This is a genomic window from Mesorhizobium sp. SARCC-RB16n (assembly GCF_008520305.1).
GTDB lineage: Bacteria > Pseudomonadota > Alphaproteobacteria > Rhizobiales > Rhizobiaceae > Mesorhizobium.
Map to the genome: position 1 here is coordinate 299,264 of NZ_ML703264.1, position 24,376 is coordinate 323,639.

The following is a 24,376-nucleotide window of genomic DNA, read 5'->3' on the forward strand; positions in this document are numbered from 1 at the left end:
ATCATGCATCCCGCTTTTTCGGTCGTCTTCTTCACCACCGCCACGGGTGCCGGCTATGGGCTGCTCGCGCTGCTCGGCGTGCTCGGCCCGCTCGGCTTCATCGCGCCCGATTTCTGGACGGGCTTCGTCGGCATGGGACTGGCGCTCGGCCTGATCGCGGCCGGCCTGTTGTCGTCGACCGGCCATCTCGGCAGGCCTGAACGCGCCTGGCGGGCGTTCTCGCAATGGCGCAGTTCGTGGCTGTCGCGCGAAGGCGTCGCCTCGGTCGCAACCTTCATTCCCTCGGGACTTTTCGGCGTGGGCTGGATCTTCCTTGGCCGCCTCGATGGCTGGGTGGCCGCTGCGGGCGTTCTGGCCAACTTCGGCGCCATTGCCACGGTCTGCATGACCGGCATGATCTATGCCTCGCTGAAGCCGATTGCGCAGTGGCACAGCCCCTATACCTTGCCCGGCTATCTCATCTTCTCGGCGATGAGCGGCTGCGTGCTTCTAAACGCGGTGTTGCAAGGGTTCGCTCTCGGTTCGGAAATCCTCCCGGCATTTTCGGTGCTGCTCACCTTGCTTGGCTGGGGCTGGAAGCTGGCTACCTGGCGCCACAACGACCAGCTAGAAATCCAGACCAATGCGAACACCGCGACCGGGCTCTCCGGCGGCACGGTGCGATCCCTGGAATGGCCACATACCGAGGAAAACTACCTGCTCAAGGAAATGGGCTTTCGCATCGCGCGCAAGCACGCCTCGAAGCTGCGCCGGATCGCGCAGGCGCTGGCCTTCGGCTTGCCGATCCTGCTGCTGCTTGCCGCCTTCGCCTTGCCGTGGCCGTTCGCGGCGGCGTTGTCGGTGCTTGCCGCGATCGCCCAGTTCGGCGGCATGCTGGTTGAGCGCTGGCTGTTCTTCGCCGAGGCGAAGCACACGGTCATGCTCTATTATGGACGATAGATCTCAGCCTGGCCGCAGCATCGAGCGGGAGATGGCGAAGATGCGCTCAGTGCCGAGCATATAGGCCATCAACGTTTCCAGCCGGAACAGGCCGGCATAGGCGCTATCGAGCACGTTGAGCGAGCCGGTATAGGCACCGAAGGCCGGCATGATCATGCGGCCGCCGTCGCCTGCAAAGCAGCGCCTGCGCACCGAACGGCCTTGTTGCACGATGCGGGCGCAGGGATGGAGGTGGCCTGAAATCTCGCCTTCAACCCGCACCTTCGACGGCTCGTGCCGGAACAGCAGCGAGCCTATGGCAAGTTCCCGCACGGTCTCGCCGGGCAGGTCCGCAGGCGCTTCCGGATCGTGATTGCCGGCGACCCAGAACCAGTCGCGGCCTGCCATCAGCGCTTCCAGCCGTTCGCGAAAGCTCGAATGCATGCGTTCGGCGCCGCCGCCGTCGTGAAAGGAGTCGCCCAGGCTGATGACGATCGAGGGCTGGTAGTCTGATATCACCGCTTGCAGCCGCAGCAAGGTCGCGCCGGTATCGTAAGGCGGGATCAGCGTGCCGCGCCTTGCCAGCGACGACCCCTTTTCCAGGTGCAGGTCGGATACCGCCAGCAGCTTGAGCTCCGGGAAATAGAGCACGCCGCGCGGATCGCAGACGGCACGCTCGCCAGCGATGCCGACAAGGTCGGCCTCGGCGGTCAGCGATGCTCGCGCCAGCGAGAAATTCATGTCTCAACCATCCCAGGCCCCATGGCCTCCTCGACCAGTGTGGCCGCATCCATCAGGAGTGTTTCATCGGCCTCGCCGTTCACCGGCATCTTACCGATCTCGAGCATGATCGGCACGGCAAGCGGCGATATCTGTTCGAGCGCCTTATGCATGATTCGACCCTGGATACGCGAGAGCATGTCGGCAAGTCTGCTGACATCGAGCAGGCCGGTCGCCGCATCGGCACGCGTCGCCTGAAGCAGGATGTGGTCCGGCTCATGGCTGCGCAGGACATCGTAGATCAAGTCGGTCGAAACCGTGACCTGGCGGCCGCTCTTCTCCTGGCCGGGGTGGCGTTTTTCGATCAGTCCCGAGATCAGCGCGCAGTTGCGAAAGGTGCGCTTAAGAAGCCAGCTGTCGGCCAGCCAGGCTTCGAGATCGTCGCCCAGCATGTCCTGGTCGAACAGCGCGCCGAGTGAAGGCTTCCTGGCTTTGAACATCGCGCCCATGTCGCCCAGGGACCATATGGCGAGCGCATAGTCGGTGGCGACAAAGCCGAGCGGCCTGGCGCCCGCCCTGTCGAGGCGACGGGTGAGCAGCATGCCGAGCGTCTGGTGCGCGAGCCTGCCCTCGAAGGGATAGGCGACCAGATAGTGGCGGTTACCGCGCGGAAAGGTCTCGATCAGCAAATCGTCGCGCTTGGGCAGCATCGATTTGTCCGACTGGAACCGCAGCCAGTCGGCCACCTGCTCCGGCAGCTTCTTCCAGCGCTGCGGATCGTCCAGCATGATGCGGACCTGCTCGGCAAGGTAGGTCGAGAGCGGGAACTTGCCACCGCCATAATAGGGCACCTTGGCATCGCTGCCGGGCGCGTTCGAGACGAAGCATTCATTTTCGCGGATGCCTTCGAAGCGCAGCACCTTGCCGGCGAACATGAAGGTATCGCCATGCGTCAGCGTTTCGAGGAACGCCTCCTCGATCTTGCCGAGCACGCGGCCGCCGTGCGACGCCGCGCCTTTGCTGCCCGCCTTGACGTAGCGCACGTTGAGCGCCGGCACCTCGATGATGGTGCCGACATTCAGCCTGTATTGCTGGGCGACGCGCGGATTGGATACGCGCCACAGCCCATCCTTGTTCAGGCGGATGCGGGCGTAGCGCTCGTAATTCTTCAGCGCGTAGCCACCGGTGGCGACGAAATCGACGACGCGGTCGAATGTCGGACGATCGAGGCCGGCATAGGGTGCCGCCGTTCGCACCTCTTGATACAGGTCATCGGCGCGGAACGGTGCGCCGCAAGCGCAGCCGAGCACATGCTGCGCCAGCACGTCGAGCCCGCCATTGACCAGCGGCGGCGTATCCTGCGCGCCGAGATAATTGGCGTCGAGTGCGGCCCGGCACTCCAGCACCTCGAAACGGTTGGCGGGGATCAGGATCGCCTTCGACGGCTCATCCATGCGGTGGTTGGCACGGCCGATGCGCTGCGCCAGCCGGCTGGCGCCCTTCGGAGCACCGACATGCACGACTAGATCGACATCGCCCCAATCGATGCCTAGATCGAGCGTCGAGGTGGCGACGATGGCGCGCAGCGCGTTCTCGCCCATCGCCTTCTCGACGCGCCGGCGCTGGGCGACGTCGAGCGAGCCATGGTGTAGGGCGATCGGCAAGGTGTCCTCGTTGACCCGCCACAATTCTTGGAACAGCAGCTCCGCCTGGCTGCGTGTGTTGACGAACAGCAAGGTCGTCTTGTGGCGCTTGATCTCGCTGTAGATTTCCGGCGTGGCGTAGCGCGCCGAGTGCCCCGCCCACGGCACGCGCTCCTCGGAATCGAGGATCGAGATTTCGGGTTTCGCCCCGCCCGTCACAGTGATCAATTCCGCCATGTCACCTGGTGGATTCTGGCTGACCAGCCAGCGCCGCAATTCGTCCGGCTCGGCCACCGTGGCCGACAACCCGATCGTCTGCAGGCCCGGGACAAAGCTGCGCAGCCGCGCCAGCCCAAGCGCCAGCAGATGGCCGCGCTTCGACGTCACTAGCGAATGCAATTCGTCGAGCACGACATAGCGCAGGTCCTCGAAGAAGCGCCTGGCGTCTCCTGCCGCGATCAGCAGCGCCAGTTGCTCTGGCGTGGTGAGCAGGATATCGGGCGGCGCAAGCTTCTGGCGCTGGCGCTTGTGGGCGGGGGTGTCGCCGGTGCGCGTTTCGATGGTGACGGGCAGACCGATCTCCTCGACCGGTTTGCCGAGATTGCGCTCGATATCGACGGCCAACGCCTTCAGCGGCGAGATGTACAGCGTGTGGATACCGCGCCGCGCCTGGCCTGGTTTCCGCCTTGGCCTCACGGCCAGTTCGGTCAGCGACGGCAGGAACCCGGCCAGCGTCTTGCCGGCGCCGGTCGGCGCGATCAACAGCACCGATTGCCCGGCTTGGGCCTTCGCCAGCAGGTCGATCTGATGCGCGCGCGGGGACCAGCCTTTCTCGCCGAACCATTTTACGAATGGTTCGGGCAGGACGACGGCGGCATTCTGGTCGGCGAGGCGCGGCAGCTCGGTCACCCGCCAGAGGTAGCGCGGCAGCGCGAGATCGCCAAGCAGAATCGGAACAAAACGGGATCGAAAAGCCTTACGGCCGCCGGAACCCCGTCGGTCCGCCATAGAGGTAGCCGATGCGGGCGATGGCTTCCTTCAGCCCTTCGCGCGACACCAGCATGGTGTGGCCGTTGGCGTGGATCATGGTTTCGGCGTCGGTCATGATGGCGACATGCCCTTTCCAGAACACCAGGTCACCACGTCGCAGCCCCGAAAGATCAGGGCCCGGCTGAAGCGGCTCGCCGACCGAATTGGCCTGCATGTCGGAATCGCGCAGCACCTCCCTGCCGGTCATGCGCATGGCCAGTTGCACCAGGCCGGAGCAATCGATGCCGAAGCCGGAAACGCCGCCCCACAGATAGGGGGTGCCGAGAAACGTCTCGGCCACGGAGACATAGTCGCCGGCCACTTCGCCGATCGGCCGCAGATGGCCAGCGATCACGGCTTCACCGGAGGGCAGCAGTGCGTAGTGCGTGCCGCGTGTTTCGGCGGCACCCGTCACGGTTACCGTCGATCCCATCGACAGTTGCCCGGTGATCGGAAAGCGCAGATCTGGACCGGGATAAAGGAACGTACGCGGCACCGAGACGATATGGGTCGACGCATGGTCCCGCCCGCCCAGCATAACGTCGGCGACATAGCCGACATAGCCGTCTCGCTCGGCCTGAATCCACGCCCAGCCTTCTCTATCCTCGAAAACCAGCACATCGTCGCCGAACAGAGCTTGCGTGTTGACGCCCGAATCCAGCGTCGGCGCCTTGCGGATATCTGCCACCGGGACCGAAATCCGCGCTGGCCGGCCCGCCACGAAACGGTCGGCAACGACCTCTCCTTTCAACCTGGCATCGGCGAGATCGGAGCGGAAGGCATGAAGGCGTGCGTCGTGGGCGGTCAAGATCGGCAACCTTGTTGAATGGCACTACAGTCAGATCGGCAAGTCGTGGGCCTTGGCGATGATACCATCGCCGAAGCGCTCGACAAAGAGCGCGCCCTCGACGGTGCGCTTGATCAGGACATTGCGCTTGTCGAGCTCGTCGCGATGGCGCGACACCAGTTTCAGCGCGCCCATCGTGTCGAGCGCGCGCGTGATGACCGGCTTGGTGACATTGAGGCGGGCGGCCAGCCCACGCACGGTGTGCGGCGGCGGATCGAGATAGATGGTGAACAGGATCGCCGTCTGGCGCATGGTCAGGTCCGGCGCGTCCTCGCGCACCTGCGACAGCATCACTTGCTGCCACAGTCGCAAGGCCTGGCTCGGGCGCATCGCAATCGACATCGCGCCAGCATGACGCCAAATTGTTTCGGTTCCGTTTCAGTTTCGGCAATTTGCCGGCTCTGCCTGCAAGCATCAGCCGTAGCGTGTCGAGATGATCCGCTCCAGAGCGCGGATTGCTTGCGCCTCGCCGCCGGCTGGGCCGTGCGGACGATCGGCGGGGTTCCAGGCGAAGATGTCGAAATGCGCCCAGCTTGCCGTCTTCTCGACGAAGCGTTTAAGGAACAGCGCCGCGGTGATCGAACCGGCGAAGCCATCCGTGGTGACGTTGTTGATGTCGGCGATCTTCGACGACAGTTTCGCGTCGTAGGGCCGCCATAGCGGCATGCGCCACAGCGGATCCTCGACCGCCAGCGATGCCGCCGCCAGCTCCGAGGCAAGCGCCTCGTCATCGGTGTAGAAGGGCGGCAGGTCCGGGCCAAGCGCGACGCGGGCTGCTCCCGTCAGGGTCGCCATGTCGACCAGGAGCCGCGGTTCCTCCTCGTCGGCCAGCGCCAGCGCATCGCCCAGCACCAGCCTCCCCTCGGCGTCCGTATTGCCGATCTCTACTGATATGCCCTTGCGGCTCGTCAGCACGTCACCCGGGCGGAAGGCGTTGCCGGCGATGGAATTCTCGACCGCGGGGATCAGCACTCGCAGCCGCACGTTCAGTCCGGCAGCCATGATCATCGAGGCCAGGCCCAGCACATTGGCCGCGCCGCCCATGTCCTTCTTCATCAGCAGCATGCCGGAAGAGGGCTTGATGTCGAGGCCGCCGGTGTCGAAGCAGACCCCCTTGCCGACCAGCGTCACCTTCGGCGCTCCCTGAAGCCCCCATGTCATGTCGATCAAGCGCGGCGCGCCGGATGAGGCACGGCCGACGGCGTGGATCATCGGGAAATTCCGCTGGAGCAGATCATCGCCCTTGATTACCGACACCTCGGCTTTGTGCGCCTCGGCCAGTGTCCGCACGGCTCGCTCCAGATCGTCCGGTCCCATATCGTTGGTCGGCGTGTTGACGAGGTCGCGTGTCAGGAAGACACCGTCGGCGATGCGGCGAACGCGCTGCGCATTAACCCCGGCCGGCAATTCGAAGCGCAGCGCCTTGCCCGGCTTCTTGCCATAGCGGGTAAAGACATAGCCGCCGAGAGCCAACGCGATCGCCGCCAGTTCAGGCTCGGCCGGCGCCGAGGCGAAAAACCAGTCGCCTTCCGGCAAGGTTTTTGCCAGCGCGCCGACGGCGAGCGCGCCCTCACCCTCGCCAAGACCGAACATGGCGCCGCCGAGCGCTCCGTTCTCGCCGGGCACGACCAGCGTCCTGCCGGCCTCGCCGGAAAAGCCGTTTGCCCTGGCCCAAGCGACAATGGATGGCGACAGATCGGCCGCCTCCAGGCCGTCCCTGGCGACCAGATGGATCGGCAGCGGGTTCTTCAGCTTGTTCTCGACCAGTTCCACGGACATCAAGATGCTTCTCCTGCCGAGCTTGAGCGAGTCGGCGTTTCTTAACTCTCCGTTAGGGTTAACAGAATATTTCTGCGGGAGGGAAGATGGCCACGCAATGGCTACGCGCATGAATGGAGGCCGGTGCCAATGCCGATCAACCGCACGATGAATGTCAGGGGAAAGCGGCTCGTCAGCACGGCTTTTGCGTTGGCGCTCGCGGCAGGCGTCGCGGGATGCGCGACCGACAAGCTCACCACCGGCTCTATCGGACGCACCAGCGGCAAGCCGCTGGAGACGATGTCGGCGGGAGAATTGCACAATGCCACCGCCGCTCTTGGCCAGTCCTACGCCAGGAACCCCAACGACAAGCGCATCGCGACCAACTTCGCGGCCGCGCTGCAGATGGATGGCGATGCCGACCAGTCGCTTGCCGTGATGCGCAAGCTGGCGATCGCCTATCCGAAGGACCGCGACGTACTCGCCGCCTATGGCAAGGCGCTGGCCGCCAACGGCCAGTTCGAGGCGGCGCTCGATGCGGTGCGCCGCGCACAGACGCCGGAATATCCCGACTGGAGGCTGGTCTCCGCCGAAGGGGCCATACTTGACCAGCTCAACCAGAAGAATGAGGCGCGGCAGCTTTACCGCAAGGCCCTCGAACTCAAGCCCAACGAGCCTTCTATCCTTTCCAATCTCGGCATGTCCTACGTGCTGGAAGGGGATCTGCGCACCGCCGAGACCTATATGCGGTCGGCCGCCCAGCAACCGAACGCCGACAGCCGGGTGCGCCAGAACCTGGCGCTCGTTGTCGGCCTGCAGGGCCGTTTCGACGAAGCCGAGAAGATCGCCTCGCAGGAACTTTCGCCCGAACAGGCACAGGCCAACGTCGCCTATCTCAGGCAGATGCTGGCCCAGCAGAACGCCTGGACCCAGCTCAAGGATCAGGACAAGGCGAAACCGGCGAAAACCGCCACCAACTGATCGCCGTGCTTACCGCAAATCGTAAAAGCCGCGCTCGATTGCAGCGCGGCTTTTTGTTTCCGCAGACGGATTCCGCGTTGGTTTACTGGTTGGTCGACGCAGGCGCCCCGGAATGATCGCCGAAAATACCGCGCTGGCTGACCTGGATGCCCGCCGGCCCCAGGATGATGGCGAACAGCACCGGCAGGAAGAACAAGATCATCGGCACGGTGAGCTTGGGCGGCAAGGCGGCTGCCTTCTTCTCGGCGGCGTTCATGCGCATGTCTCGGCTTTCGCTGGCAAGCACGCGCAGCGCGTGCGCCACCGGCGTGCCGTAGCGCTCGGCCTGGACGAGCGCCTGCGACACCGACTTGACCGATTCCAGCCCCGTGCGACTGGCCAGGTTCTCGTAAGCCTGCTTGCGTTCCTGCAGATAGGAGAGCTCGGCGTTGGTCAGGATGAATTCTTCCGCCAGGGCCACCGACTGCGCGCCGATCTCGTCGGCGACCTTGCGCAGCGCGGCTTCCACCGACATGCCGGATTCCACGCAGATCAGCATCAAGTCGAGCGCATCCGGCCACGCCATCTGTATCGACTGCTTGCGCTTGGTCGCGCGGTTGTTGACATAGAGGACCGGCGTGTAGAAGCCGCCATAGGCAACCAGGACGCAGACGAACAGCCGGATCACCAATGGCTTGTCGGGCAATCCTCCAAGCACGAAAATATAGATCAGACCGAGCGCGAAGCCGACAAAAGGAAGCACCAGGCGGAAGAACAGAAAACGCGTTAGCGGATTCTGTCCTCGAAAGCCGGCAACCTTGAGCTTTTGCAAGGTGGCCTCGTCGGCCAACGCACGCCGCAGATCGAGCCGGTCGACAATGTTGCGCATGCCGACCGACTGTTCCTCGCGCAGACCCTTGCGGCGGCGATCGGCCTCGGTCGCAAGCCGCGCGCGCTGCTTGGCGCGAAGCTCATCACGCTCGAGCGCGACTGATTTCATGCGCGACTTGAGCTGGTTTCCGCCAAGCGCCGGCAGCAGCGTAAAAACGGTTGCGAACACGGCTATAGCGACCAGCAGCGCAATCAGGAAGCTGGGATCCGTCAGTGATTTGATGACTTGTTCGGTCATGCCACGGCCCTAGACTTCAAAGTTCATCATCTTGCGCATCACGAAGATGCCGATCGACATCCAGACGGCGGCGAAACCGAGTATCAAATGGCCGACGCTGGTCGTGAACAGCGGCATCAAATAGTTGGGACTGGAGAGATAGACGAGAAAGGCGACGATGAAAGGCAAGGCGCCGATGATGGCGGCGGATGCCTTGGCTTCCATCGACAGGGCCGCGACCTTGGCTTTCATCTTCTTGCGGTCGCGCAACACGCGCGAAAGGTTGCCCAGCGCCTCGGAGAGATTGCCGCCGGCCTGCGACTGGATCTGGATGACGATGCCGAAGAAACTCGCCTCGGTGCACGGCATGGTTTCGGGCATACGCAAGGTCGCGTCGGGGATCGACAGGCCCATCTGTTGCGAATCGACTATCCGGCGAAACTCGGTCTTTACGGGCTCAGGCGATTCATTGGCGATCAGGCGTATGGCGTCGTTCAGCGGCAGGCCGGACTTGACCGCCCGCACGATGATGTCGAGCGCGTTTGGAAATTCGTTGAGGAATGACTTGACGCGGCGGGTACGACGAAAAGAGACGAACCAACGCGGCAGGCCGAGCGCTCCGGCGAGCAGCACACCGGGCAAGACAATCATCGGTGCACCGACTACGAACGCGACGATTGTCAGCGCGAGGCCGCATATGGCCGAATAGATGTAGAAACGCTCGATCGACACCTTCATCCCAGCCTGGCGAAGCTGGGCTTTCAGCGGCGGTTTCTTGATGGCGGTGTCCTTGGTCTTCTGCTTCTCGTCGAGTTCCTTCAGTGAATCCTGCACCGATTTACGGCGCTTGGCCGCGTCCGCCGCGCGGTCGCGCGTCGCCTTGACGACAGAACGGTCGGTCTCGGCGGCTTTGATCGTTTCAAGCCGCTTTCCAGTCTGCTTCTCATTGCTGATCTGGTTGAACAGGAATGCATAGGCGACCGCGCCGGCGCTGAAGCCGGCGAGCACGACAAACGCCAATACGGTGCCGTCAATTCCAAACATCGACCAGAACCTTCACGCCTGCGGGTGCGTCAGTCAGCACGTTTCTCCATGGCCTCGAGCGCTATGGCGAGACGCTGCTCCTCGCCATAGTATCGAGCTCGCTCCCAGAAATGGGGGCGGCCGATGCCGGTCGAGACGTGTTCACCCAGCAGCCTGCCGTTGGCGTCCTCGCCCTTGATGTTGTAGAGGACGATATCCTGGGTGATGATGACGTCGCCCTCCATCCCGATCACTTCGGTAATATGAGTAATGCGGCGCGAACCATCGCGCAGGCGCGCCGCCTGGATTATCACGTCGACCGAACCGACGACGATTTCGCGCACGGTTTTCTGCGGCAGCGAATAGCCGCCCATGGCGATCATGGATTCGATACGGTTCAGGCATTCGCGCGGGCTGTTGGAGTGGATCGTTCCCATCGAGCCGTCATGGCCGGTATTCATCGCCTGCAGAAGATCGAAGACCTCGGGTCCGCGAACTTCGCCGACGATGATGCGTTCGGGCCGCATGCGCAGGCAGTTCTTGACCAGGTCGCGCATCGTCACCTCGCCCTCGCCCTCGAGGTTGGGCGGACGCGTTTCCAGGCGCACGACATGCGGCTGCTGCAGTTGCAGTTCGGCCGAGTCCTCGCAGGTGATGACGCGCTCGTCACGGTCGATGTAGTTGGTCAGGCAGTTGAGCAATGTCGTCTTGCCGGAGCCGGTACCGCCCGAGATGACGATGTTGCAGCGGACACGGCCGATGATCTTGAGAACTTCGGCACCCTGCGGCGAGATGGCGCCGAACTTGACCAGCTGATCCAGCGTCAGCTTGTCCTTCTTGAATTTGCGGATGGTGAGCGCGGTGCCGTCGATGGCCAGCGGCGGCGCGATGACGTTGACGCGCGACCCGTCGGGAAGACGGGCGTCGCAGATCGGGCTGGATTCGTCGACGCGGCGGCCGACCTGGCTGACGATACGCTGGCAGATGTTGAGCAGCTGCTGGTTGTCGCGGAATCGGATGCCGGTCTGTTCGACCTTGCCGTTCACTTCGATGTAGACGTTCTTGGACCCGTTGACCATGATGTCGGCGATGTCGTCGCGCGCGAGCAACGGCTCGAGCGGACCATAGCCAAGCACGTCATTGCAGATGTCCTCGAGCAATTCTTCCTGCTCGGCGATCGACATCGCGAAGTTCTTGATTGCGATGATATCGTTGACGATGTCGCGGATTTCCTCGCGAGCGCTTTCGGGATCGAGCTTGGCGAGTTGCGACAGGTCGATCGTATCGATGAGAGCCGAGAAAACCTGACTCTTGGTATCGTAATAGGTTTCGCTCTTCTCGCGGCCCTTCCTCTGTTCCGGCGCCATGGGTGGCGCCTCGACCGTGCGCCTGGCCGGTGGCGCGACAGGCGCGCTCGGCGCGGCCGCGGGCCGGGAAAGAACCGCAGTGTCCGCCGAAACCGCGACGGCCGGCGCGATCGGCGCTGGCGCCGGTGCCGGCTGGCGAAATTCCGGCTGGAACCGGTTGCCGTCGTCGTTGCCTCTTTTACCGAACATGACCGACTACCGACCCCATTGCGTCACTTCTTGTTGCGCGAGAGCTTGCCGAGCAGGCTGCCCAGGCCAGCCTTCTTCTTCGCCCTGATTTCGCTGCGGCCTGTCAACACATGAGCAATTTCGTTGATCGTGGCCACAACCGGGTTCTTGGCATCCATCTCGCCCAGCATGCGCCCGTTGTTTGCCGCATTGCCGAACAGCACGGGGTCAAAGCCGATGACAGACATCGGTGTCAGGCCCAGCGGCTCGGCGAAGTCGGATGGCGAGATCTCCGGCCGCTTGGGCACGCCGGCCTGGTTGATGATCAATTTCGGCGGCGGGTCGTTCGGGCGAAGCCGCTTAAACATGTCGACCAGGTTCTTGGTGTTGCGCAGATTGGCCAATTCCGGCGTCGCCGTGATGACGATCTCGTCGGCCTTGACCAGCGTGTTCTTGGCCCACCCCGTCCAGATATGGGGAACGTCGAGAACAAGGAGTGGCACGCTGCGCTGCGCGGTATCGACAAGTTGCGCGAATGCATCGGGATCGAAGTCGTAGACGCGTTCCAGCGTCGAGGGCGCCGCGAGCAGCGACAGATGCTCGGCGCATTGGGTCAGCAGCCGGTCGAGATAGACTTCGTCGATGCGCTCGGGCGAGAACACGGCCTCGGCAATGCCCTGGGCCGGATCCTGATCGAAATTGATGTTGGCAGTGCCGAAGGCGAGATCGAGATCGGCGACAACGACCTCGGATTTGAACAGGGAGGACATTGCCCAGGCAACATTGTGGGCGATCGTGGAAGAGCCGACGCCGCCCTTGGCGCCGACGAAGGCGACCGAGCGGCCGAGCGGTTCAGCATCCGGATCGACGAAGATCGACGACACGACGCTGACGACGTCGGCCATCGACACCGGCGCGATGACATATTCGGAGATGCCGGAGCGGATGAGTTCGCGATAGAGACCAACATCATTGTAATGACCGATCACCACCACTTTCGAGGATGGATCGCAGTATTCCGAAAGCTGGGCGAGTTGCTCCAGCAGTTGCTTGGGTTCGCTGCGCGATTCCAGCAGGATCAGGTTCGGTGTCGGCGCCGACTGGTAGAACTCGATGGCGGTGGGAACGCCGCCCATGTGGACCTTGAGATGCGCCTTGGTCATGCGGCGGTCCTCGCCGGCGCGCTGGACCGGATTGGCAACGCCCTCCGTCTCGCAGAATGCCTGGATCGAAATGCGCGGAACCGGCCGCAACGCCTGCATCGCAGCGACGTCCTGCGGCGAGGTATCACCGCCCTCCACGGTAGCGTCATAGGCAAGGTTGCTCATGGTCATGCTCTTTCCGTGGCCTGTTCCTGGCGTCGCTTCTTTCCAAGGGCGGCTTAATAAGTCACTTCCGAGTTGCCGAGGAATTCAGTCGAAATGCCCCGGGTTCGGTACAAGTCTATAACCGCGCCACGATTTTCCGCGTCGATGGTGGTCTGCTTGCGCGGCCCGAGCAGATCGGCGGGATTAGCCATCTGGGCGGCAAGATTGTTCTGATAGGAGCAGCCGAAATCTGCGTAGTGCTTGTTTTCCGACGTTTCCACCAGATCAGCGGGCCAACGTCCGCATTTGTCGGTCTGTGCCCTCACCGCGATATAGGAGACGCGAACCGGGGCTGACGCCTCGCTCGATCCAGCCTGATAGGAAACCACGACGATCCGGTTGCGCTTGACGCCGCTGGCGACCGCGAGCCGAGCGAAATCGCGGCCGGCCGCCGTCGCGGCAACCTCGTTGGCCGACCCGCTTGGAATCTGGATCGTCAGCGTCGGAGCTGCGCTCTTGTCGTAACCGTCGAGGAAGCCCAGAAGCGTGTCGCGCTGCGAGCCGGTCATGCCACGGTCGCCGGCGCCGACAGGAAGATCTATCTTCTGGTTCTTCTCCGCGATGACGATCGGATGATTGGTGCGATAGTCGTCGGGGATGGCGCCGACGGTAACGCTGTCGCGCTGGGCACAACCGGCCAGTAGAGCCGATACCGCCACCGCCATGATCGGAAGGGTCCGCAGGCTTATCCGAGAACGGCCGGAGCGCATCGCCGTGGTCCTTGCCTTCAATGCTGACTGAGACATGTCCGCTTTCCCGTTCACTTGTAGATGAAGCCGACAACGCCGTGGTAGCGGCCGTTGGGCTTGTCGGTCTGCATGGTGCCGTAGACGCGATTGACCTTGCCCAGGAACATGGCGGCACCATCGCTGGCAGCGTTGAAATTGTCGTCCGGCTTGGCGAGATCATTGCGCGCTACCGGCTTTACCAGATAGGGCGTGATGATGATGACGAGCTCGGTCTCATTGCGCACGAAATCCCTGCTGCGGAAGAGTGCGCCAAGCACCGGGATCTTCGTCAGCCCGGGCAAGCCGTTGACGGCTTGCCTGACATCGTCGCGAACCAGTCCAGCGATCATCATGGAGCCGCCGGAGGGCAGTTCCACAGTCGTATCTGCAAGACGCTTGCGCAGTGACAGGGCGTTCATGCCGATACTTTTATTGTCCGTGGATGACGAAACGGACCCCTCGGTCGTCGGTTCGGAAACCGAAGTCCTGACTTTCAGACTTATCCGGCCAGGCGACAAAACCACCGGCTGAAATTCCAATCCGATTCCGTACTCGATCTTATCGACGGTATAGGTCTTCAAGCCAGTCTGGTTGTCTTGCGATACATTCGCTGAGACGCCGCTCACCATGTTGTATTCGCCACCGACCCTGAAGGTCGCCTTCTCACCAGATACGGCGGTCAGGGTCGGTTCGGCCAACGTCTTCATGACCCCCGACTGCTCCATGGCGTTTATATATGCCTGCAGTGCGGAGGAGCCGATGCTCAAGCCTGCGTTCGACAGTGGCTTGCCGAGACCGGTGAAAGGGTCACTGAGCGCGCCATAGCTGATGCCGTTGCTGCCGCCACTGCCGACCATGTTGACACCGAGCTGCTTCATCACGGAGCGGCTGACTTCGGCCACCGTCACCTTCAGCGTGACCTGGTCGTCACCGATGATCTGCAAGAGATTGACAATCTTCGAGGTACGGCGTTGCGTGTCCGGGTTGTTGATGTCGACGCCGCTCTGGGCCGAGCCGCCTGCTGCCGTTTGCGAATATTGTCCCGTCGTCGCTTCACCGCCCGAGACGAAGATCGTCGCCAGGTCGACGGCCCGTTTCGCGTCAAGCGGCGTGTCGACGGTACCGGTCAGGATAACGTTGTCATTCAGCAGTTCCACCTTGACGGCCGAGGTCGGAAGGAAGCGCTTGATATAATCCTCCAGGCCGGCGACGTCGCGCTCGATGGCCAGGTCCAGGCTGGCGATCTGTTCGCCGTTCGGCCCAAAGACGAAGATGTTGGTTTCGCCGACCGCCTTGCCAAAGAGGTAGATACGCCTTGCGGTGCGGGTCACCGCGTCGGCAACAGAGGGATTGGCGACAAGAATGTCATAGGCATCGCTCGGCAGGTCTATGACCACCGATTTGTTGAGGCCAAGCTTGACGCGCTGTGTGGCCGTCGTGGCTGTTACCTGCGTGCTCTTCGCCTCGACGCCCTGCACATTCGCTCCGACGAGCAGCAGGCCGAATGCCGTGGCTACGATTGCCGGCAGTTTAGCGCTTAGCCTCATTTCCTTGCCCCTACTTCGGAAACTTCGCCCGACTTGATCAATCTCACTGTCCCCTTGCGGCCATTGCCGGAAACGAGATAGTCGGCCTCGCCCACATTCTTTTCCTGGGTGTCCGTAATCGCCCGCAGCGCCAGTGTCAGGCGATCCGCCATCTGCTGGGCGACGGTGATGATCTCTGCCTGTTTGGGCGTCAGCTCCAGCGTGGCCGTCTGGCCTACCTTGGTCTTCTTGCCCTCCTCGTCCTCCTGGATGGTCTGGTCGATTGCCAGGACGCGGATGTTCTTGAGGATGGTTTCGGTGTTGAAGCCGGAGCCGCCGCTGTTGGCATCGGCCCTGCGGGTCATGATGACGTCGACGAAATCGTTTGGAAGGATGAAGCCGCCGGCTGAAGTGTCCGCCGATATCGTCGTTGCGACCGCCCGCATGCCGGAAGGCAGGATGGCCGACATGAAGCTTTGTCCCTCGCCGATCAGCTTGGAGCGCCGCACCGGCTCGCCCGCGTACATCGCCACGCGGGCAACCGACCCCTTCAGTTTCTCCAAAGCGTCGGGAGCGGTAGCCTTGGTAATGAAATTCGCGTTGATGCCGTTAGCCGGCCAGGACTGCCAGGCGATGTTGTTTTCGAGCTGGGTGCCCATCGCGACATCGCCAGAAAGCACAAGCACGTCCTGCAGAGGAACCTCGGGAGCCTTCTGGCCGGACTCGACGACGATCTGGGGCGGTGGTGTGGCGACCATGTTCTTCGCCACATAGCCAGCACCCCCCGCCGCGGCCACCGCCACGCTCAGAATAATCAATCGGGATGCTGGCATCTGTCCGAACCCTCGCCCTTGGCAAACCACGTAGCCAAGCCGGACTTTGCAGCGGCAATCGTCAAAACAAGGTTAATGCAATGCTTACAGTCGTGATTAATTTAAGGTTTACATAAATTGGATGGATCGCGTCGCGATGCGCAGAAAGACTGGGCCGCGACTACGCAAAGCCGGCGTGCAAGGCATCTCGGGCGACAAAATTTGATGAATTCAGCTTGCCAGCCTTGCCAGCGCCCACACCATCAAAGGCGAATCCGGGTAGGTCAGCAGGCCACCCAGGCCGAGCGCGATCCCGTAGGGAACACCAGCTGACTCTTCCGCGAAATGACGCAGGAATGGATTGCGTCCGGTGAAAATCGCCAGCGGTGACTTCCGGTAGAGCAGGATCGCGATTGTCAGAAGACCGCCGATGATTGTCGAGGCGACAAGATATTCGACGAGATGCACGTTGAGCCCCATCCACACGGCCGTGCCTGCCAGCAGCTTGGCGTCGCCACCGCCCATGCCACCCAGTGCGAACAGGCCGAACGTCACGCCCAGGACGATGGCGCCGGCGGCAAAATGCCAGCCGTAGGCCGCCCATTCCATGCCCGTCAGCGGCGCCACCAGCGCGAAGACGACGACAAGCAGCACCGGCACGCGATTGGCGATCGTCATCGACAGCATGTCGGAGATCGCGGCAAACAGCATGCAGAACGGAAAGACGACGAAGATCAGGGCTTCAAGCATCGGCGATTGTGCCTATCGTGCGAATTCCACAGAAACTTAGTCTAGGCTGGTTCGATTAACGATTGATGAGGTCCTTAGTAAAAAGACGACTGTTTCCGCTGCGCCCCGAGACAAGTAAAATAAAACAGGGGCCACCCTATGGCGGCCCCTGTCCAGGACGCAATCTGAGCTATCAGCAATAAGCAGATTAGCTGCCGCTGGTGTTCAGGGTGGTTCCGATGGCGGTGAACTTGGCGTTGATGGCATTGCCGAGTGCGCCGGCACCGGTGATGATGGCGAGCGCGATGAGCGCGGCGATCAGACCATATTCGATAGCGGTCGCGCCGGATTCGTCCTTCACGAAACGTGCAAAAAGGTTAGACATTCGAGAGCTCCTACTCCACGTGTTACAGCACTTCCGTCAACTTCTGTGATGGTTGATCGGATGCTGGCAATCTAGGGAGAAGCTCTTTCGATCGGCTTAATAAACAGCCTTACCGATTCCTTTCCCGGCTCGAACCAAGTGCGTGGTTAACCCCACACTAAGCGCTGGCTAATATCCCGTTTCGCGGGTCAACGCCGTAAAAGGCAAGGGCCCAGGGAGGCTTGCGGCCCCTGCGCAGATCCGGCCATGCGGACAGCCATGTCGACCAGTACATCCGAGGACGGCATGCCGACTTAACCGTTGGTTCACCAATCTCGTTCATGTTCCGTTGAACAGTCCGCTTGCGTGGAGCGCCTTGATGGCCGTGCCGAGATCCTCAATCCTGATTGCCGCGCTTCTTGCCGCCGCCAGCTTGATTACGCCCGCCAAGGCTGGTGCCGATATCGAGGTCACCATGAATCAGGCCAAGATCGTGAAACTGTCACGCCCTGCCGACACGATCGTCGTGGGCAACCCGGCAATTGCCGATGCTTCCGTCCAGGATGCCTCGACGGTCGTGCTCACCGGCAAAGGCTTCGGTGTCACCAATCTCGTCGTTCTCGACCAGGACGGCAGCCCGATCGTCGACGCACAGGTTACCGTGGTCCGCCAGGCAGCCTCGTCGGTTCGCATTTACCGGCGCGCGGAGGTCCAGACCATGTCGTGCACGCCCTATTGCGAAAGCTCCTACAAGAGCGAGGCGGAGAAATCGTCCGAAGCCGAGATGAGCCTCAGCAAATAGGCTGCACGAACCGCGCCATGGTCCAGGTTACCGCCTGGTTAAAACGCCCGTGCCGACTTTAACGATCATTCAAACCGGACCTCAATTGGTTTGCGCTAACACATCTGTCAGCACCGTCCAGGGATGGCAGGAACATCGCATGAGCATGGAATTCGGCTCGACAGGGCAGCACAAGGTGGAGCGCGCCAGGTTTTTCCAACGCTTCGTGCGCGACCGGCGCGGCAGTACGGCGCTGGAGTTCGCGCTGCTTGCCATGCCGTTCGCACTCCTCGTGTTCGCCATCCTCGAAAGCTGCATCTCGTTTGCCAGCCAGGAGGTGATGGCCAACATCACCGACGACGTCGCGCGCCGGCTGCGCACCGGCCAGTTGAGGGCCGCCGACGTCGCCGGAGACAATTTGAAGAACATGATCTGCGACAAGCTGGAAATCATCGTTTCCCAGGATTGTCCCAATCAGCTGAGCGTCGATCTTCGCCAGTACACGACCTTCGCCGACGCGGCTGCCGCGGGATTCAAGATCCAGAATGGCGATGTCGTGCTTACGAACGGCGCCGCCACACAGAGTTTTACTGTTGCGCCGGGCCCGGCCGAATCAAGGAACATGCTGCGGGTCTTTTACAAATGGCCCATCATGACCGACCTGATGGCGCAGTCGATGGGAGGTAACAAAACCCTGCATTTCGCTTCGGTGACCTGGCAGAACGAGCCGTTCGACAATTGAGACCATCACGGAAGCACCAACAAGAAAAAAGGCAATGAGTATGATGCGTGCGGGGGCACATCTGGGAATTGCAGGGCTCTGGGGCAACTCAGTCCGGTTCTGGTCCAATCGCCGTGGCGTCGCGGCGGTCGAGTTCGCGCTTATCGCGCCTGTCCTGCTGATCATGTATTTCATGACCATGGAGGCCTCGCAGGCCATAGAGGCGAGCAAGAAGGTCAGCCGCGTCGGCAGCATGGTCGCCGATCTCGTTACGCAACAGCCGACCATCGTCAAGGCGGACCTCGATGCCATCATGAAGATCGGCACCGTAACCCTTCTACCCTACAACCGCTCGGTCCCGGACATCACCATCACGGCCATACAGGTCACCACCGATACGCCGCCAAAGGTGCAGGTGGTGTGGTCGCGCAAGGTGACCAGCGGTGTGTACGGCGTCGGTGCAGCAGCGGGCTCGACCACAACGGTGCCGACAGCGCTCAACGTTGCCGGAACCTTCCTCGTCCGCGTCGACAGCACCCTGGCCTACAAGCCGATCGTCGGCTGGACGACCGACACCCAACAGAAGCTTGGGTTTATCGAGACTCTCGCCAAAGGCATGACGATGAGCGAAACCTATTATCTGCGCCCCCGCAGAAGCGTCACGATTCCTTGCAGCGACTGCTGAAAACCTTATCGCCGCCCGCCATCGATCGACACCAGGCGCACGATGGCCCCTGCCGCAGCATAATCCTTTGACACCACGGGCATGAAACCGCCGGTATGCTTCGATTCCAGAAGATCGTAGACGTCCGGCGTCGTCGATTTGAGGTTGGTGAGGAACACGGCCAGCCGACGCTTGGCTTCCGGATCGAGATCGCTGCGCACTGCATGGGGACCGTATCTCAGCAGACCCGACATCCACACCACTTGAAGGGCCGAGGCCGAAAGGCCTGATGCCTCGAGCCTTGCCTGCGTGCCTCCGGCCAGTCGCGGCTGGCCGTCGGCCGCTGCCTTCACCCAGCCGAACATGGCGTCGGCTCGGCCGTCGACGAGCATGGTTTCGGCCGCCGACGCCGAGGGGGCATGGACAAGAAACGGGGCATCTTCGGCGATCTCGACGTGTTCGGCGGCTAACCCCGCCAAGGGCAGAAGCCAACCGCCGACGCTGCCCGGCGGCGGAATGGCGATCCGGTGGGTCGCCATATCAGCCAGCCCGGGCAGTTTGCCATCCCTGGTCAGCAGCACCGACCGGATGCCGGCCGCACCGTCAGAATCGACCGGAGCCACGAGCGGCTGGATGCATCCGCAGCGTTGTAGCGCCGTGGCGTAGGCGGTCGCCGAATAGATGGCGTATTCGATCCGTGCATTGGCCTGTCCCTCGATCAGTGCCGCATAATCGCGGGCAACGACAAATTCGACCTTCATGCCGAGCGCATTGGTAAAGGCTTGCGTCAACACCGCCAGCCCGGGAACGGTGTCGCCCGCGCCGGGCTCGGCGACGATGCCGATGCGAAATGTGCCGATATCATCGCGCCAGTCTGCCCACGCCGGTCCGCACGAGAATGCGCCGTTTACAGCCATGAGGGCGATCCATCCCTTGAGCGCAGCCTTCATGACAGGACCGCCTTGCCCTTTGTTCCGTCCATGGACATGCCCAATTCGTCGCGACACTTGATCTTTATGCCTGTATCTCATTGCCAAAACCGCTGTGCATTTTTGGGCGACATGGCTCCCAGCTTGTCCAAGTCGTTGTCCCAAAACCGCTGCGCACTTTTGGGCGACATGGACTGACTATCGCGCCAAGCCGTTGCCGTTTGGTTTCCGAATTGCCAAGGCCGCCGTGGAACCCTATGTCTGGGCGTCCACACTGGCAACAAATGACCCGATGGCGCGTGCTTTCCTCTTTGTCCTGGATTCCTTCGGCATCGGCGGCGCGGCCGACGCCGAAAGCTATGGCGACGCCGGCGCCAACACGCTGGCGCACATCGCCGAAGCTTGCGCGGAAGGGCGCGCGGATCGCGAAGGGCTTCGTCAAGGACCATTGTTCGTCCCCCATATGGCATCGCTGGGACTTGGCAAGGCGGCCGAGACGGCGACAGGACTTGGTTTTACGCATTTCGGAACGGACCTGCTCGCCAATGCCTTCCATGGCGCGGCGCAGGAGATTTCGACCGGCAAGGACACGCCCTCCGGCCACTGGGAGATCGCAGGCCTGCCGGTGCGCTTCGACTGGGGCTATTTCCCGGACACGGTTCCCGCCTTTCCGGCCGACCTGACCGAGGCGATCATCCGCGAGGGCAAGGTTCCCGGCATCCTCGGCAATTGCCATGCGCCAGGCACCGAGATCATCGAGCGGTTCGGCGAGGAACATATCCGCACCGGCAAGCCGATTTGCTACACGTCGGTCGATTCCGTCCTGCAGATCGCCGCGCATGAGATCCATTTCGGCCTGGAGCGGCTCTATGAGTTCTGCCAGGTGGTGCGCCGGCTGGTCGACCCGCTGAGGATCGGACGGGTGATCGCGCGTCCGTTCGTCGGCGAGACATCAGCCGCCTTCGAGCGGACCTACAACCGCCGCGACTACGCCGTGCCCCCACCCGAGCCGACATTGCTCGACCGGCTGACTGCGCGTGGCAGCCGCGTCATTGCCGTTGGCAAGATCGGCGACATCTTCGCCCATCGAGGGATTTCGCAAGTCCGCAAGGCGGCGGGCAACATGGCCATGTTCGACCAGGCGCTGGTCGCGATGGACGAGGCCACCGACGGCGACCTCGTCTTCGCCAATTTCGTCGATTTCGACACCGAATTCGGTCATCGCCGCGATGTCGCCGGCTATGCCGCCGCGCTGGAGGCCTTCGACCGGAGGCTTCCGGAGGCATTTGCGAAGCTGAAGCGGGGCGACCTTCTCATCATGACTGCAGATCACGGCAACGATCCGACCTGGCGCGGCACCGATCATACGCGTGAACGCATTCCGGTCATCGGCACTGGACCTGGTCTCAAGGGCGGCGACATAGGGTTGAGGGCGACATTCGCCGATATCGGCGAGACGGTTGCCGAACATCTCGCGCTGGCGCGCGGCCGCAACGGCATATCCTTCCATGCCTCGATTGGCGGCCATGCCTGAATTACCCGAAGTCGAAACGGTCCGGCGCGGTCTGCAGCCGATCCTGGAAGGTGCCCATCTGGCCAAGGTCGAGATGAGACGGCCCGACCTGCGGTTCCCCTTCCCCGAACGGTTTTCGGAGCGGCTGACCGGCGCGACGATCACGGCGCTTGGGCGGCGGGCCAAATACCTGACTATGCATATGCAGGGCGGTCCGGTGCTGATCTGTCATCTCGGCATGTCCGGCTCTTTTCGCATCGAGACCGGCGACGACGGCGAGACACCGGGCGTGTTCCACCATGAACGCTCGAAGAGCGCGGCGCACGATCATGTCGTGTTCCATGTCGTTTCCGCAGCCGGCGGGCGGTCACGTGTGATCTTCAACGACCCGCGCCGCTTCGGTTTCATGCTGTTTGCGCAAGAGCCGCCGGAGACACATCCGATGCTTGCCGGGCTGGGCGTCGAACCCACCGGCAATGCGCTGGACGGCGTTCTGCTTGCCTCGTTGCTGAAAGGCCGCAGATCGCCGCTCAAAGCAGCGCTTCTCGACCAGAGGCTGATCGCCGGCCTAGGCAATATATATGTCTCGGAGGCTCTCTGGCGCGCCGGCCTGTCACCACTGCGCGAGGCGGGCACCATCGCCAGGCCAGGCAAGAAGGCCAGGGAGCAAAGCGAACGCCTCGCCGAGGCGATCCGCTCGGTCATATCAGATGCCATCGCGGCCGGCGGGTCTTCGCTGCGCGACTATATGCATACCGATGGATCGCTGGGTTATTTCCAGCATTCGTTCGCCGTGTACGACCGCGAGGGCGAGCCTTGCCCGAAGCCCGGCTGCGGCGGCCATGTCGAACGTATCATGCAGAGCGGGCGCTCGACCTTCTATTGCCGGACGTGTCAGACGTGAGCTAGACCGGTGCCGAGCAAGGAGGAACAGCCAATGGCCTATGAGACGATCATCACCGAGACGCGCGGCAAGGTCGGGCTGATCACGCTGAACCGGCCAAAGGCGCTCAACGCGTTGAATTCCCAGATTCTGGCTGAACTCGTCGCAGCCGTGAACGTTTTTTGCGCCGATCCAGGCATCGGCGCCATGGTTGTTACCGGTTCCGACAAGGCCTTTGCCGCCGGTGCCGACATCAAGGAAATGCAGGCAATCTCCTATGCGGATGCCTACAGCCAAGACTTCTTCGTTGGCTGGGAAGAGTTCACGCGGGCGCGAAAGCCGATCATTGCGGCGGTGGCCGGTTATGCGCTCGGTGGCGGGTGCGAACTGGCAATGATGTGCGATTTCATCATTGCCGCCGACACGGCCAAATTCGGCCAGCCGGAGATCACGCTCGGTGTCATTCCCGGCATGGGCGGGTCGCAACGCCTGACACGGTTCGTCGGCAAATCGAAAGCGATGGACATGTGCCTGACCGGACGGATGATGGATGCCGCGGAGGCCGAACGTTCGGGCCTCGTGTCGCGCGTCGTTCCGGCCGGCGAGTTGGTCGAGGAGGCCGTCAAGGCGGCGGCCAAAATCGCCGATTTCTCGCTGCCGTCGGTGATGATGGCCAAGGAAGCGGTCAACCGCGCCTATGAGACGACGCTTGCCGAGGGATTGCGCTTCGAACGCCGCCTGTTCCATTCGCTTTTCGCGCTCGAAGACCAGAAGGAAGGCATGGCGGCGTTCGCCGAAAAACGGAAGCCGAATTTCACCAACCGGTAGGGCATTGCGGGCCAGTGACCGAAACCGTGGTATCGGCCAAAAAGAACATCAAGCGGCGTTGACGCGCCGGAAAAGCTGAACTATAAGCCGCACCAACCGAGGCGGCCCCGTGGCTGCCCGTTTGTTTTTTGCGCCCTGCGGCACGCCGCATGCGCCGACCAGATCAGAAGAGAGGCATCATGGCCAACACATCCTCGGCCAAAAAGGCAACGCGCAAGATCGTCCGCCGCGCAGCGATCAACAAGAACCGCCGCTCGCGCGTCCGCACCTACGTCCGCCAGGTCGAGGAGGCACTCGCCTCGGGCGACAAGGCGGCTGCACAGGCCGCCTTTAAGGCAGCCGAGCCGGAATTGATGCGCGCCGCGACCAAGGGCGTGATCCACAAGAACACGGCATCGCGCAAGGTGTCGCGTCTCGCCCAGCGCCTCAAGGTGCTGTCGGCCTGAACCGCCTTCTCAGGACAATCTTCTTCGAACCCGGCCGATCGCGCCGGGTTTTTTCGTTTGCCGGCAAGTACTTAAAAAGAATAGCCGCAAACAGCTGCAAATGCAGAGTCCAGTGTTCGAAATGCTTTGCCGGCACATACATGCCCGCCGATGACCGGCACGCTTGAAAAGCGTCGCCCAAAAAAACTTCGCCCCGCAGAAATAGCCGATGTTTTTCAAATAGTTAACGATGGTCGTCCACAGCTTGTCCACAACGCGCCGAAGGGACGGGAGGACAACTGGCTGTCAAGCGAATTATTTCAGAAAATTTCGCGCCGGCCCGGCTTTTTCATATTCGTCGGAAAAGGGTTTGAATCACAATGGCTTTGTCAAAAGCTGCCGCCGCGGCATGGCGCTCCAACGCGCCCGAGGTAACCAGATTCCTTAAAAATCCGTTAGACGTGGCCTTGCCCTATCCACAGCGATTTCGGTAATGTCGATCTATCGAAAGGGACGGGCCTCTGGCCCTTAACCCAGCCTGACGCGGCCAGCTTAAATTGGCGGG

General features: G+C 62.3%; 24 protein-coding genes. 9 read left to right on the forward strand and 15 right to left on the reverse strand.

Features of this window, described 5'->3' with window-relative positions; all coding sequences use genetic code 11:
* Positions 1-3 precede the first annotated feature (3 nt).
* Positions 4-939, forward strand: coding sequence for a dimethyl sulfoxide reductase anchor subunit family protein (locus tag C7I87_RS12145; protein ID WP_149904428.1), 936 nt, complete (start codon positions 4-6; stop codon positions 937-939).
* A 3-nt stretch (positions 940-942) separates the two neighbouring features.
* Here C7I87_RS12145 and pdeM read toward each other — a convergent pair whose 3' ends face one another.
* From pdeM to C7I87_RS12170, 5 genes are all read right to left on the reverse strand, one after another.
* The gene (gene pdeM / locus C7I87_RS12150) at positions 943-1,659 is read right to left on the reverse strand and encodes a ligase-associated DNA damage response endonuclease PdeM (protein WP_149904429.1); all 717 of its coding nucleotides are present in this window, start codon (positions 1,657-1,659) and stop codon (positions 943-945) included.
* Positions 1,656-4,190, reverse strand: coding sequence for a ligase-associated DNA damage response DEXH box helicase (locus tag C7I87_RS12155; RefSeq protein WP_149904595.1), 2,535 nt, complete (start codon positions 4,188-4,190; stop codon positions 1,656-1,658). The genes pdeM and C7I87_RS12155 overlap by 4 nt, the downstream gene beginning before the upstream one ends.
* 67 nt (positions 4,191-4,257) lie before the next feature.
* Complete coding sequence (locus C7I87_RS12160; protein WP_149904430.1) at positions 4,258-5,118, reverse strand: C40 family peptidase; 861 nt, start codon at positions 5,116-5,118, stop codon at positions 4,258-4,260.
* 30 nt (positions 5,119-5,148) lie between these two features.
* Positions 5,149-5,499 (reverse strand): MarR family winged helix-turn-helix transcriptional regulator, encoded by a 351-nt coding sequence (locus tag C7I87_RS12165; protein WP_140507608.1) that lies wholly within the window; start codon positions 5,497-5,499, stop codon positions 5,149-5,151.
* 72 nt (positions 5,500-5,571) lie between these two features.
* The gene (locus C7I87_RS12170; RefSeq protein ID WP_149904431.1) at positions 5,572-6,936 is read right to left on the reverse strand and encodes a leucyl aminopeptidase family protein; all 1,365 of its coding nucleotides are present in this window, start codon (positions 6,934-6,936) and stop codon (positions 5,572-5,574) included.
* Between the two features lie 129 nt (positions 6,937-7,065).
* Here C7I87_RS12170 and C7I87_RS12175 point away from each other — a divergent pair, with 129 nt between their 5' ends.
* Positions 7,066-7,896: a tetratricopeptide repeat protein gene (locus C7I87_RS12175; protein ID WP_149904432.1), complete on the forward strand. Its 831-nt coding sequence runs from the start codon at positions 7,066-7,068 to the stop codon at positions 7,894-7,896.
* A gap of 82 nt (positions 7,897-7,978) precedes the next feature.
* Here C7I87_RS12175 and C7I87_RS12180 read toward each other — a convergent pair whose 3' ends face one another.
* From C7I87_RS12180 to C7I87_RS12220, 9 genes are all read right to left on the reverse strand, one after another.
* Complete coding sequence (locus tag C7I87_RS12180) at positions 7,979-9,004, reverse strand: type II secretion system F family protein (protein ID WP_149904433.1); 1,026 nt, start codon at positions 9,002-9,004, stop codon at positions 7,979-7,981.
* A 9-nt stretch (positions 9,005-9,013) separates the two neighbouring features.
* Positions 9,014-10,027, reverse strand: coding sequence for a type II secretion system F family protein (locus C7I87_RS12185; protein ID WP_149904434.1), 1,014 nt, complete (start codon positions 10,025-10,027; stop codon positions 9,014-9,016).
* Positions 10,028-10,056: 29 nt separating this feature from the next.
* Complete coding sequence (locus C7I87_RS12190; protein ID WP_149904435.1) at positions 10,057-11,562, reverse strand: TadA family conjugal transfer-associated ATPase; 1,506 nt, start codon at positions 11,560-11,562, stop codon at positions 10,057-10,059.
* A 23-nt stretch (positions 11,563-11,585) separates the two neighbouring features.
* Positions 11,586-12,875, reverse strand: a complete 1,290-nt coding sequence (locus C7I87_RS12195; protein WP_149904436.1) for a CpaE/TadZ family protein — start codon at positions 12,873-12,875, stop codon at positions 11,586-11,588.
* Between the two features lie 47 nt (positions 12,876-12,922).
* A complete protein-coding gene (locus C7I87_RS12200) occupies positions 12,923-13,654 on the reverse strand; it encodes a CpaD family pilus assembly protein (RefSeq protein ID WP_149904437.1) in 732 nt (243 codons plus the stop codon).
* Positions 13,655-13,668: 14 nt separating this feature from the next.
* Positions 13,669-15,183, reverse strand: a complete 1,515-nt coding sequence (locus tag C7I87_RS12205) for a type II and III secretion system protein family protein (protein WP_149904438.1) — start codon at positions 15,181-15,183, stop codon at positions 13,669-13,671.
* Positions 15,180-15,995 (reverse strand): Flp pilus assembly protein CpaB, encoded by an 816-nt coding sequence (gene cpaB / locus C7I87_RS12210; protein WP_149904439.1) that lies wholly within the window; start codon positions 15,993-15,995, stop codon positions 15,180-15,182. Before cpaB ends, C7I87_RS12205 begins: the two co-directional genes overlap by 4 nt.
* 210 nt (positions 15,996-16,205) lie before the next feature.
* Entirely contained in the window at positions 16,206-16,724 is a 519-nt protein-coding gene (locus tag C7I87_RS12215) for an A24 family peptidase (protein WP_149904440.1), read from the reverse strand.
* A 187-nt stretch (positions 16,725-16,911) separates the two neighbouring features.
* Positions 16,912-17,088 carry a Flp family type IVb pilin gene (locus C7I87_RS12220; RefSeq protein ID WP_095198356.1) on the reverse strand — a complete coding sequence of 59 codons (177 nt, stop codon included), beginning with the start codon at positions 17,086-17,088 and terminating at the stop codon, positions 16,912-16,914.
* A 358-nt stretch (positions 17,089-17,446) separates the two neighbouring features.
* On the opposite strand from C7I87_RS12220, the gene C7I87_RS12225 reads away from it, so the two are divergent.
* The 3 genes from C7I87_RS12225 (at position 17,447) to C7I87_RS12235 (ending at position 19,254) form a co-directional block, all read left to right on the forward strand.
* The gene (locus C7I87_RS12225; protein ID WP_149904441.1) at positions 17,447-17,869 is read left to right on the forward strand and encodes a pilus assembly protein N-terminal domain-containing protein; all 423 of its coding nucleotides are present in this window, start codon (positions 17,447-17,449) and stop codon (positions 17,867-17,869) included.
* Between the two features lie 139 nt (positions 17,870-18,008).
* Positions 18,009-18,590, forward strand: a complete 582-nt coding sequence (locus C7I87_RS12230; RefSeq protein WP_149904442.1) for a TadE/TadG family type IV pilus assembly protein — start codon at positions 18,009-18,011, stop codon at positions 18,588-18,590.
* A 40-nt stretch (positions 18,591-18,630) separates the two neighbouring features.
* Positions 18,631-19,254: a TadE/TadG family type IV pilus assembly protein gene (locus C7I87_RS12235; protein ID WP_149904596.1), complete on the forward strand. Its 624-nt coding sequence runs from the start codon at positions 18,631-18,633 to the stop codon at positions 19,252-19,254.
* 5 nt (positions 19,255-19,259) lie between these two features.
* Here the strand turns inward: C7I87_RS12235 and C7I87_RS12240 are convergent, their stop codons facing one another.
* A complete protein-coding gene (locus C7I87_RS12240) occupies positions 19,260-20,183 on the reverse strand; it encodes a phosphate/phosphite/phosphonate ABC transporter substrate-binding protein (protein WP_149904443.1) in 924 nt (307 codons plus the stop codon).
* 271 nt (positions 20,184-20,454) lie between these two features.
* Here C7I87_RS12240 and C7I87_RS12245 point away from each other — a divergent pair, with 271 nt between their 5' ends.
* From C7I87_RS12245 to rpsT, 4 genes are all read left to right on the forward strand, one after another.
* Positions 20,455-21,696: a phosphopentomutase gene (locus C7I87_RS12245; RefSeq protein WP_149904444.1), complete on the forward strand. Its 1,242-nt coding sequence runs from the start codon at positions 20,455-20,457 to the stop codon at positions 21,694-21,696.
* Positions 21,689-22,579 (forward strand): bifunctional DNA-formamidopyrimidine glycosylase/DNA-(apurinic or apyrimidinic site) lyase, encoded by an 891-nt coding sequence (mutM, locus tag C7I87_RS12250; RefSeq protein WP_149904445.1) that lies wholly within the window; start codon positions 21,689-21,691, stop codon positions 22,577-22,579. The genes C7I87_RS12245 and mutM overlap by 8 nt, the downstream gene beginning before the upstream one ends.
* Positions 22,580-22,612: 33 nt before the next feature.
* Complete coding sequence (locus tag C7I87_RS12255; RefSeq protein ID WP_149904446.1) at positions 22,613-23,386, forward strand: enoyl-CoA hydratase; 774 nt, start codon at positions 22,613-22,615, stop codon at positions 23,384-23,386.
* A gap of 179 nt (positions 23,387-23,565) precedes the next feature.
* Complete coding sequence (gene rpsT, locus C7I87_RS12260) at positions 23,566-23,832, forward strand: 30S ribosomal protein S20 (RefSeq protein WP_056569958.1); 267 nt, start codon at positions 23,566-23,568, stop codon at positions 23,830-23,832.
* Positions 23,833-24,376: the final 544 nt, after the last annotated feature.

Excerpts from the sequence above, each read along its gene's own strand:
- C7I87_RS12145 (WP_149904428.1), top strand. The coding sequence starts at position 4 with ATGCATCCCGCTTTTTCGGTCGTCTTCTTCACCACCGCCACGGGTGCC.
- pdeM (WP_149904429.1), bottom strand. The coding sequence starts at position 1,659 with ATGAATTTCTCGCTGGCGCGAGCATCGCTGACCGCCGAGGCCGACCTT.
- C7I87_RS12165 (WP_140507608.1), bottom strand. The coding sequence starts at position 5,499 with ATGTCGATTGCGATGCGCCCGAGCCAGGCCTTGCGACTGTGGCAGCAA.
- C7I87_RS12170 (WP_149904431.1), bottom strand. The coding sequence starts at position 6,936 with ATGTCCGTGGAACTGGTCGAGAACAAGCTGAAGAACCCGCTGCCGATC.
- C7I87_RS12175 (WP_149904432.1), top strand. The coding sequence starts at position 7,066 with ATGCCGATCAACCGCACGATGAATGTCAGGGGAAAGCGGCTCGTCAGC.
- C7I87_RS12180 (WP_149904433.1), bottom strand. The coding sequence starts at position 9,004 with ATGACCGAACAAGTCATCAAATCACTGACGGATCCCAGCTTCCTGATT.
- C7I87_RS12185 (WP_149904434.1), bottom strand. The coding sequence starts at position 10,027 with ATGTTTGGAATTGACGGCACCGTATTGGCGTTTGTCGTGCTCGCCGGC.
- C7I87_RS12190 (WP_149904435.1), bottom strand. The coding sequence starts at position 11,562 with ATGTTCGGTAAAAGAGGCAACGACGACGGCAACCGGTTCCAGCCGGAA.
- C7I87_RS12195 (WP_149904436.1), bottom strand. The coding sequence starts at position 12,875 with ATGACCATGAGCAACCTTGCCTATGACGCTACCGTGGAGGGCGGTGAT.
- C7I87_RS12200 (WP_149904437.1), bottom strand. The coding sequence starts at position 13,654 with ATGTCTCAGTCAGCATTGAAGGCAAGGACCACGGCGATGCGCTCCGGC.
- C7I87_RS12205 (WP_149904438.1), bottom strand. The coding sequence starts at position 15,183 with ATGAGGCTAAGCGCTAAACTGCCGGCAATCGTAGCCACGGCATTCGGC.
- cpaB (WP_149904439.1), bottom strand. The coding sequence starts at position 15,995 with ATGCCAGCATCCCGATTGATTATTCTGAGCGTGGCGGTGGCCGCGGCG.
- C7I87_RS12215 (WP_149904440.1), bottom strand. The coding sequence starts at position 16,724 with ATGCTTGAAGCCCTGATCTTCGTCGTCTTTCCGTTCTGCATGCTGTTT.
- C7I87_RS12220 (WP_095198356.1), bottom strand. The coding sequence starts at position 17,088 with ATGTCTAACCTTTTTGCACGTTTCGTGAAGGACGAATCCGGCGCGACC.
- C7I87_RS12225 (WP_149904441.1), top strand. The coding sequence starts at position 17,447 with ATGGCCGTGCCGAGATCCTCAATCCTGATTGCCGCGCTTCTTGCCGCC.
- C7I87_RS12230 (WP_149904442.1), top strand. The coding sequence starts at position 18,009 with ATGAGCATGGAATTCGGCTCGACAGGGCAGCACAAGGTGGAGCGCGCC.
- C7I87_RS12235 (WP_149904596.1), top strand. The coding sequence starts at position 18,631 with ATGATGCGTGCGGGGGCACATCTGGGAATTGCAGGGCTCTGGGGCAAC.
- C7I87_RS12240 (WP_149904443.1), bottom strand. The coding sequence starts at position 20,183 with ATGAAGGCTGCGCTCAAGGGATGGATCGCCCTCATGGCTGTAAACGGC.
- C7I87_RS12245 (WP_149904444.1), top strand. The coding sequence starts at position 20,455 with ATGGCGCGTGCTTTCCTCTTTGTCCTGGATTCCTTCGGCATCGGCGGC.
- mutM (WP_149904445.1), top strand. The coding sequence starts at position 21,689 with ATGCCTGAATTACCCGAAGTCGAAACGGTCCGGCGCGGTCTGCAGCCG.
- C7I87_RS12255 (WP_149904446.1), top strand. The coding sequence starts at position 22,613 with ATGGCCTATGAGACGATCATCACCGAGACGCGCGGCAAGGTCGGGCTG.
- rpsT (WP_056569958.1), top strand. The coding sequence starts at position 23,566 with ATGGCCAACACATCCTCGGCCAAAAAGGCAACGCGCAAGATCGTCCGC.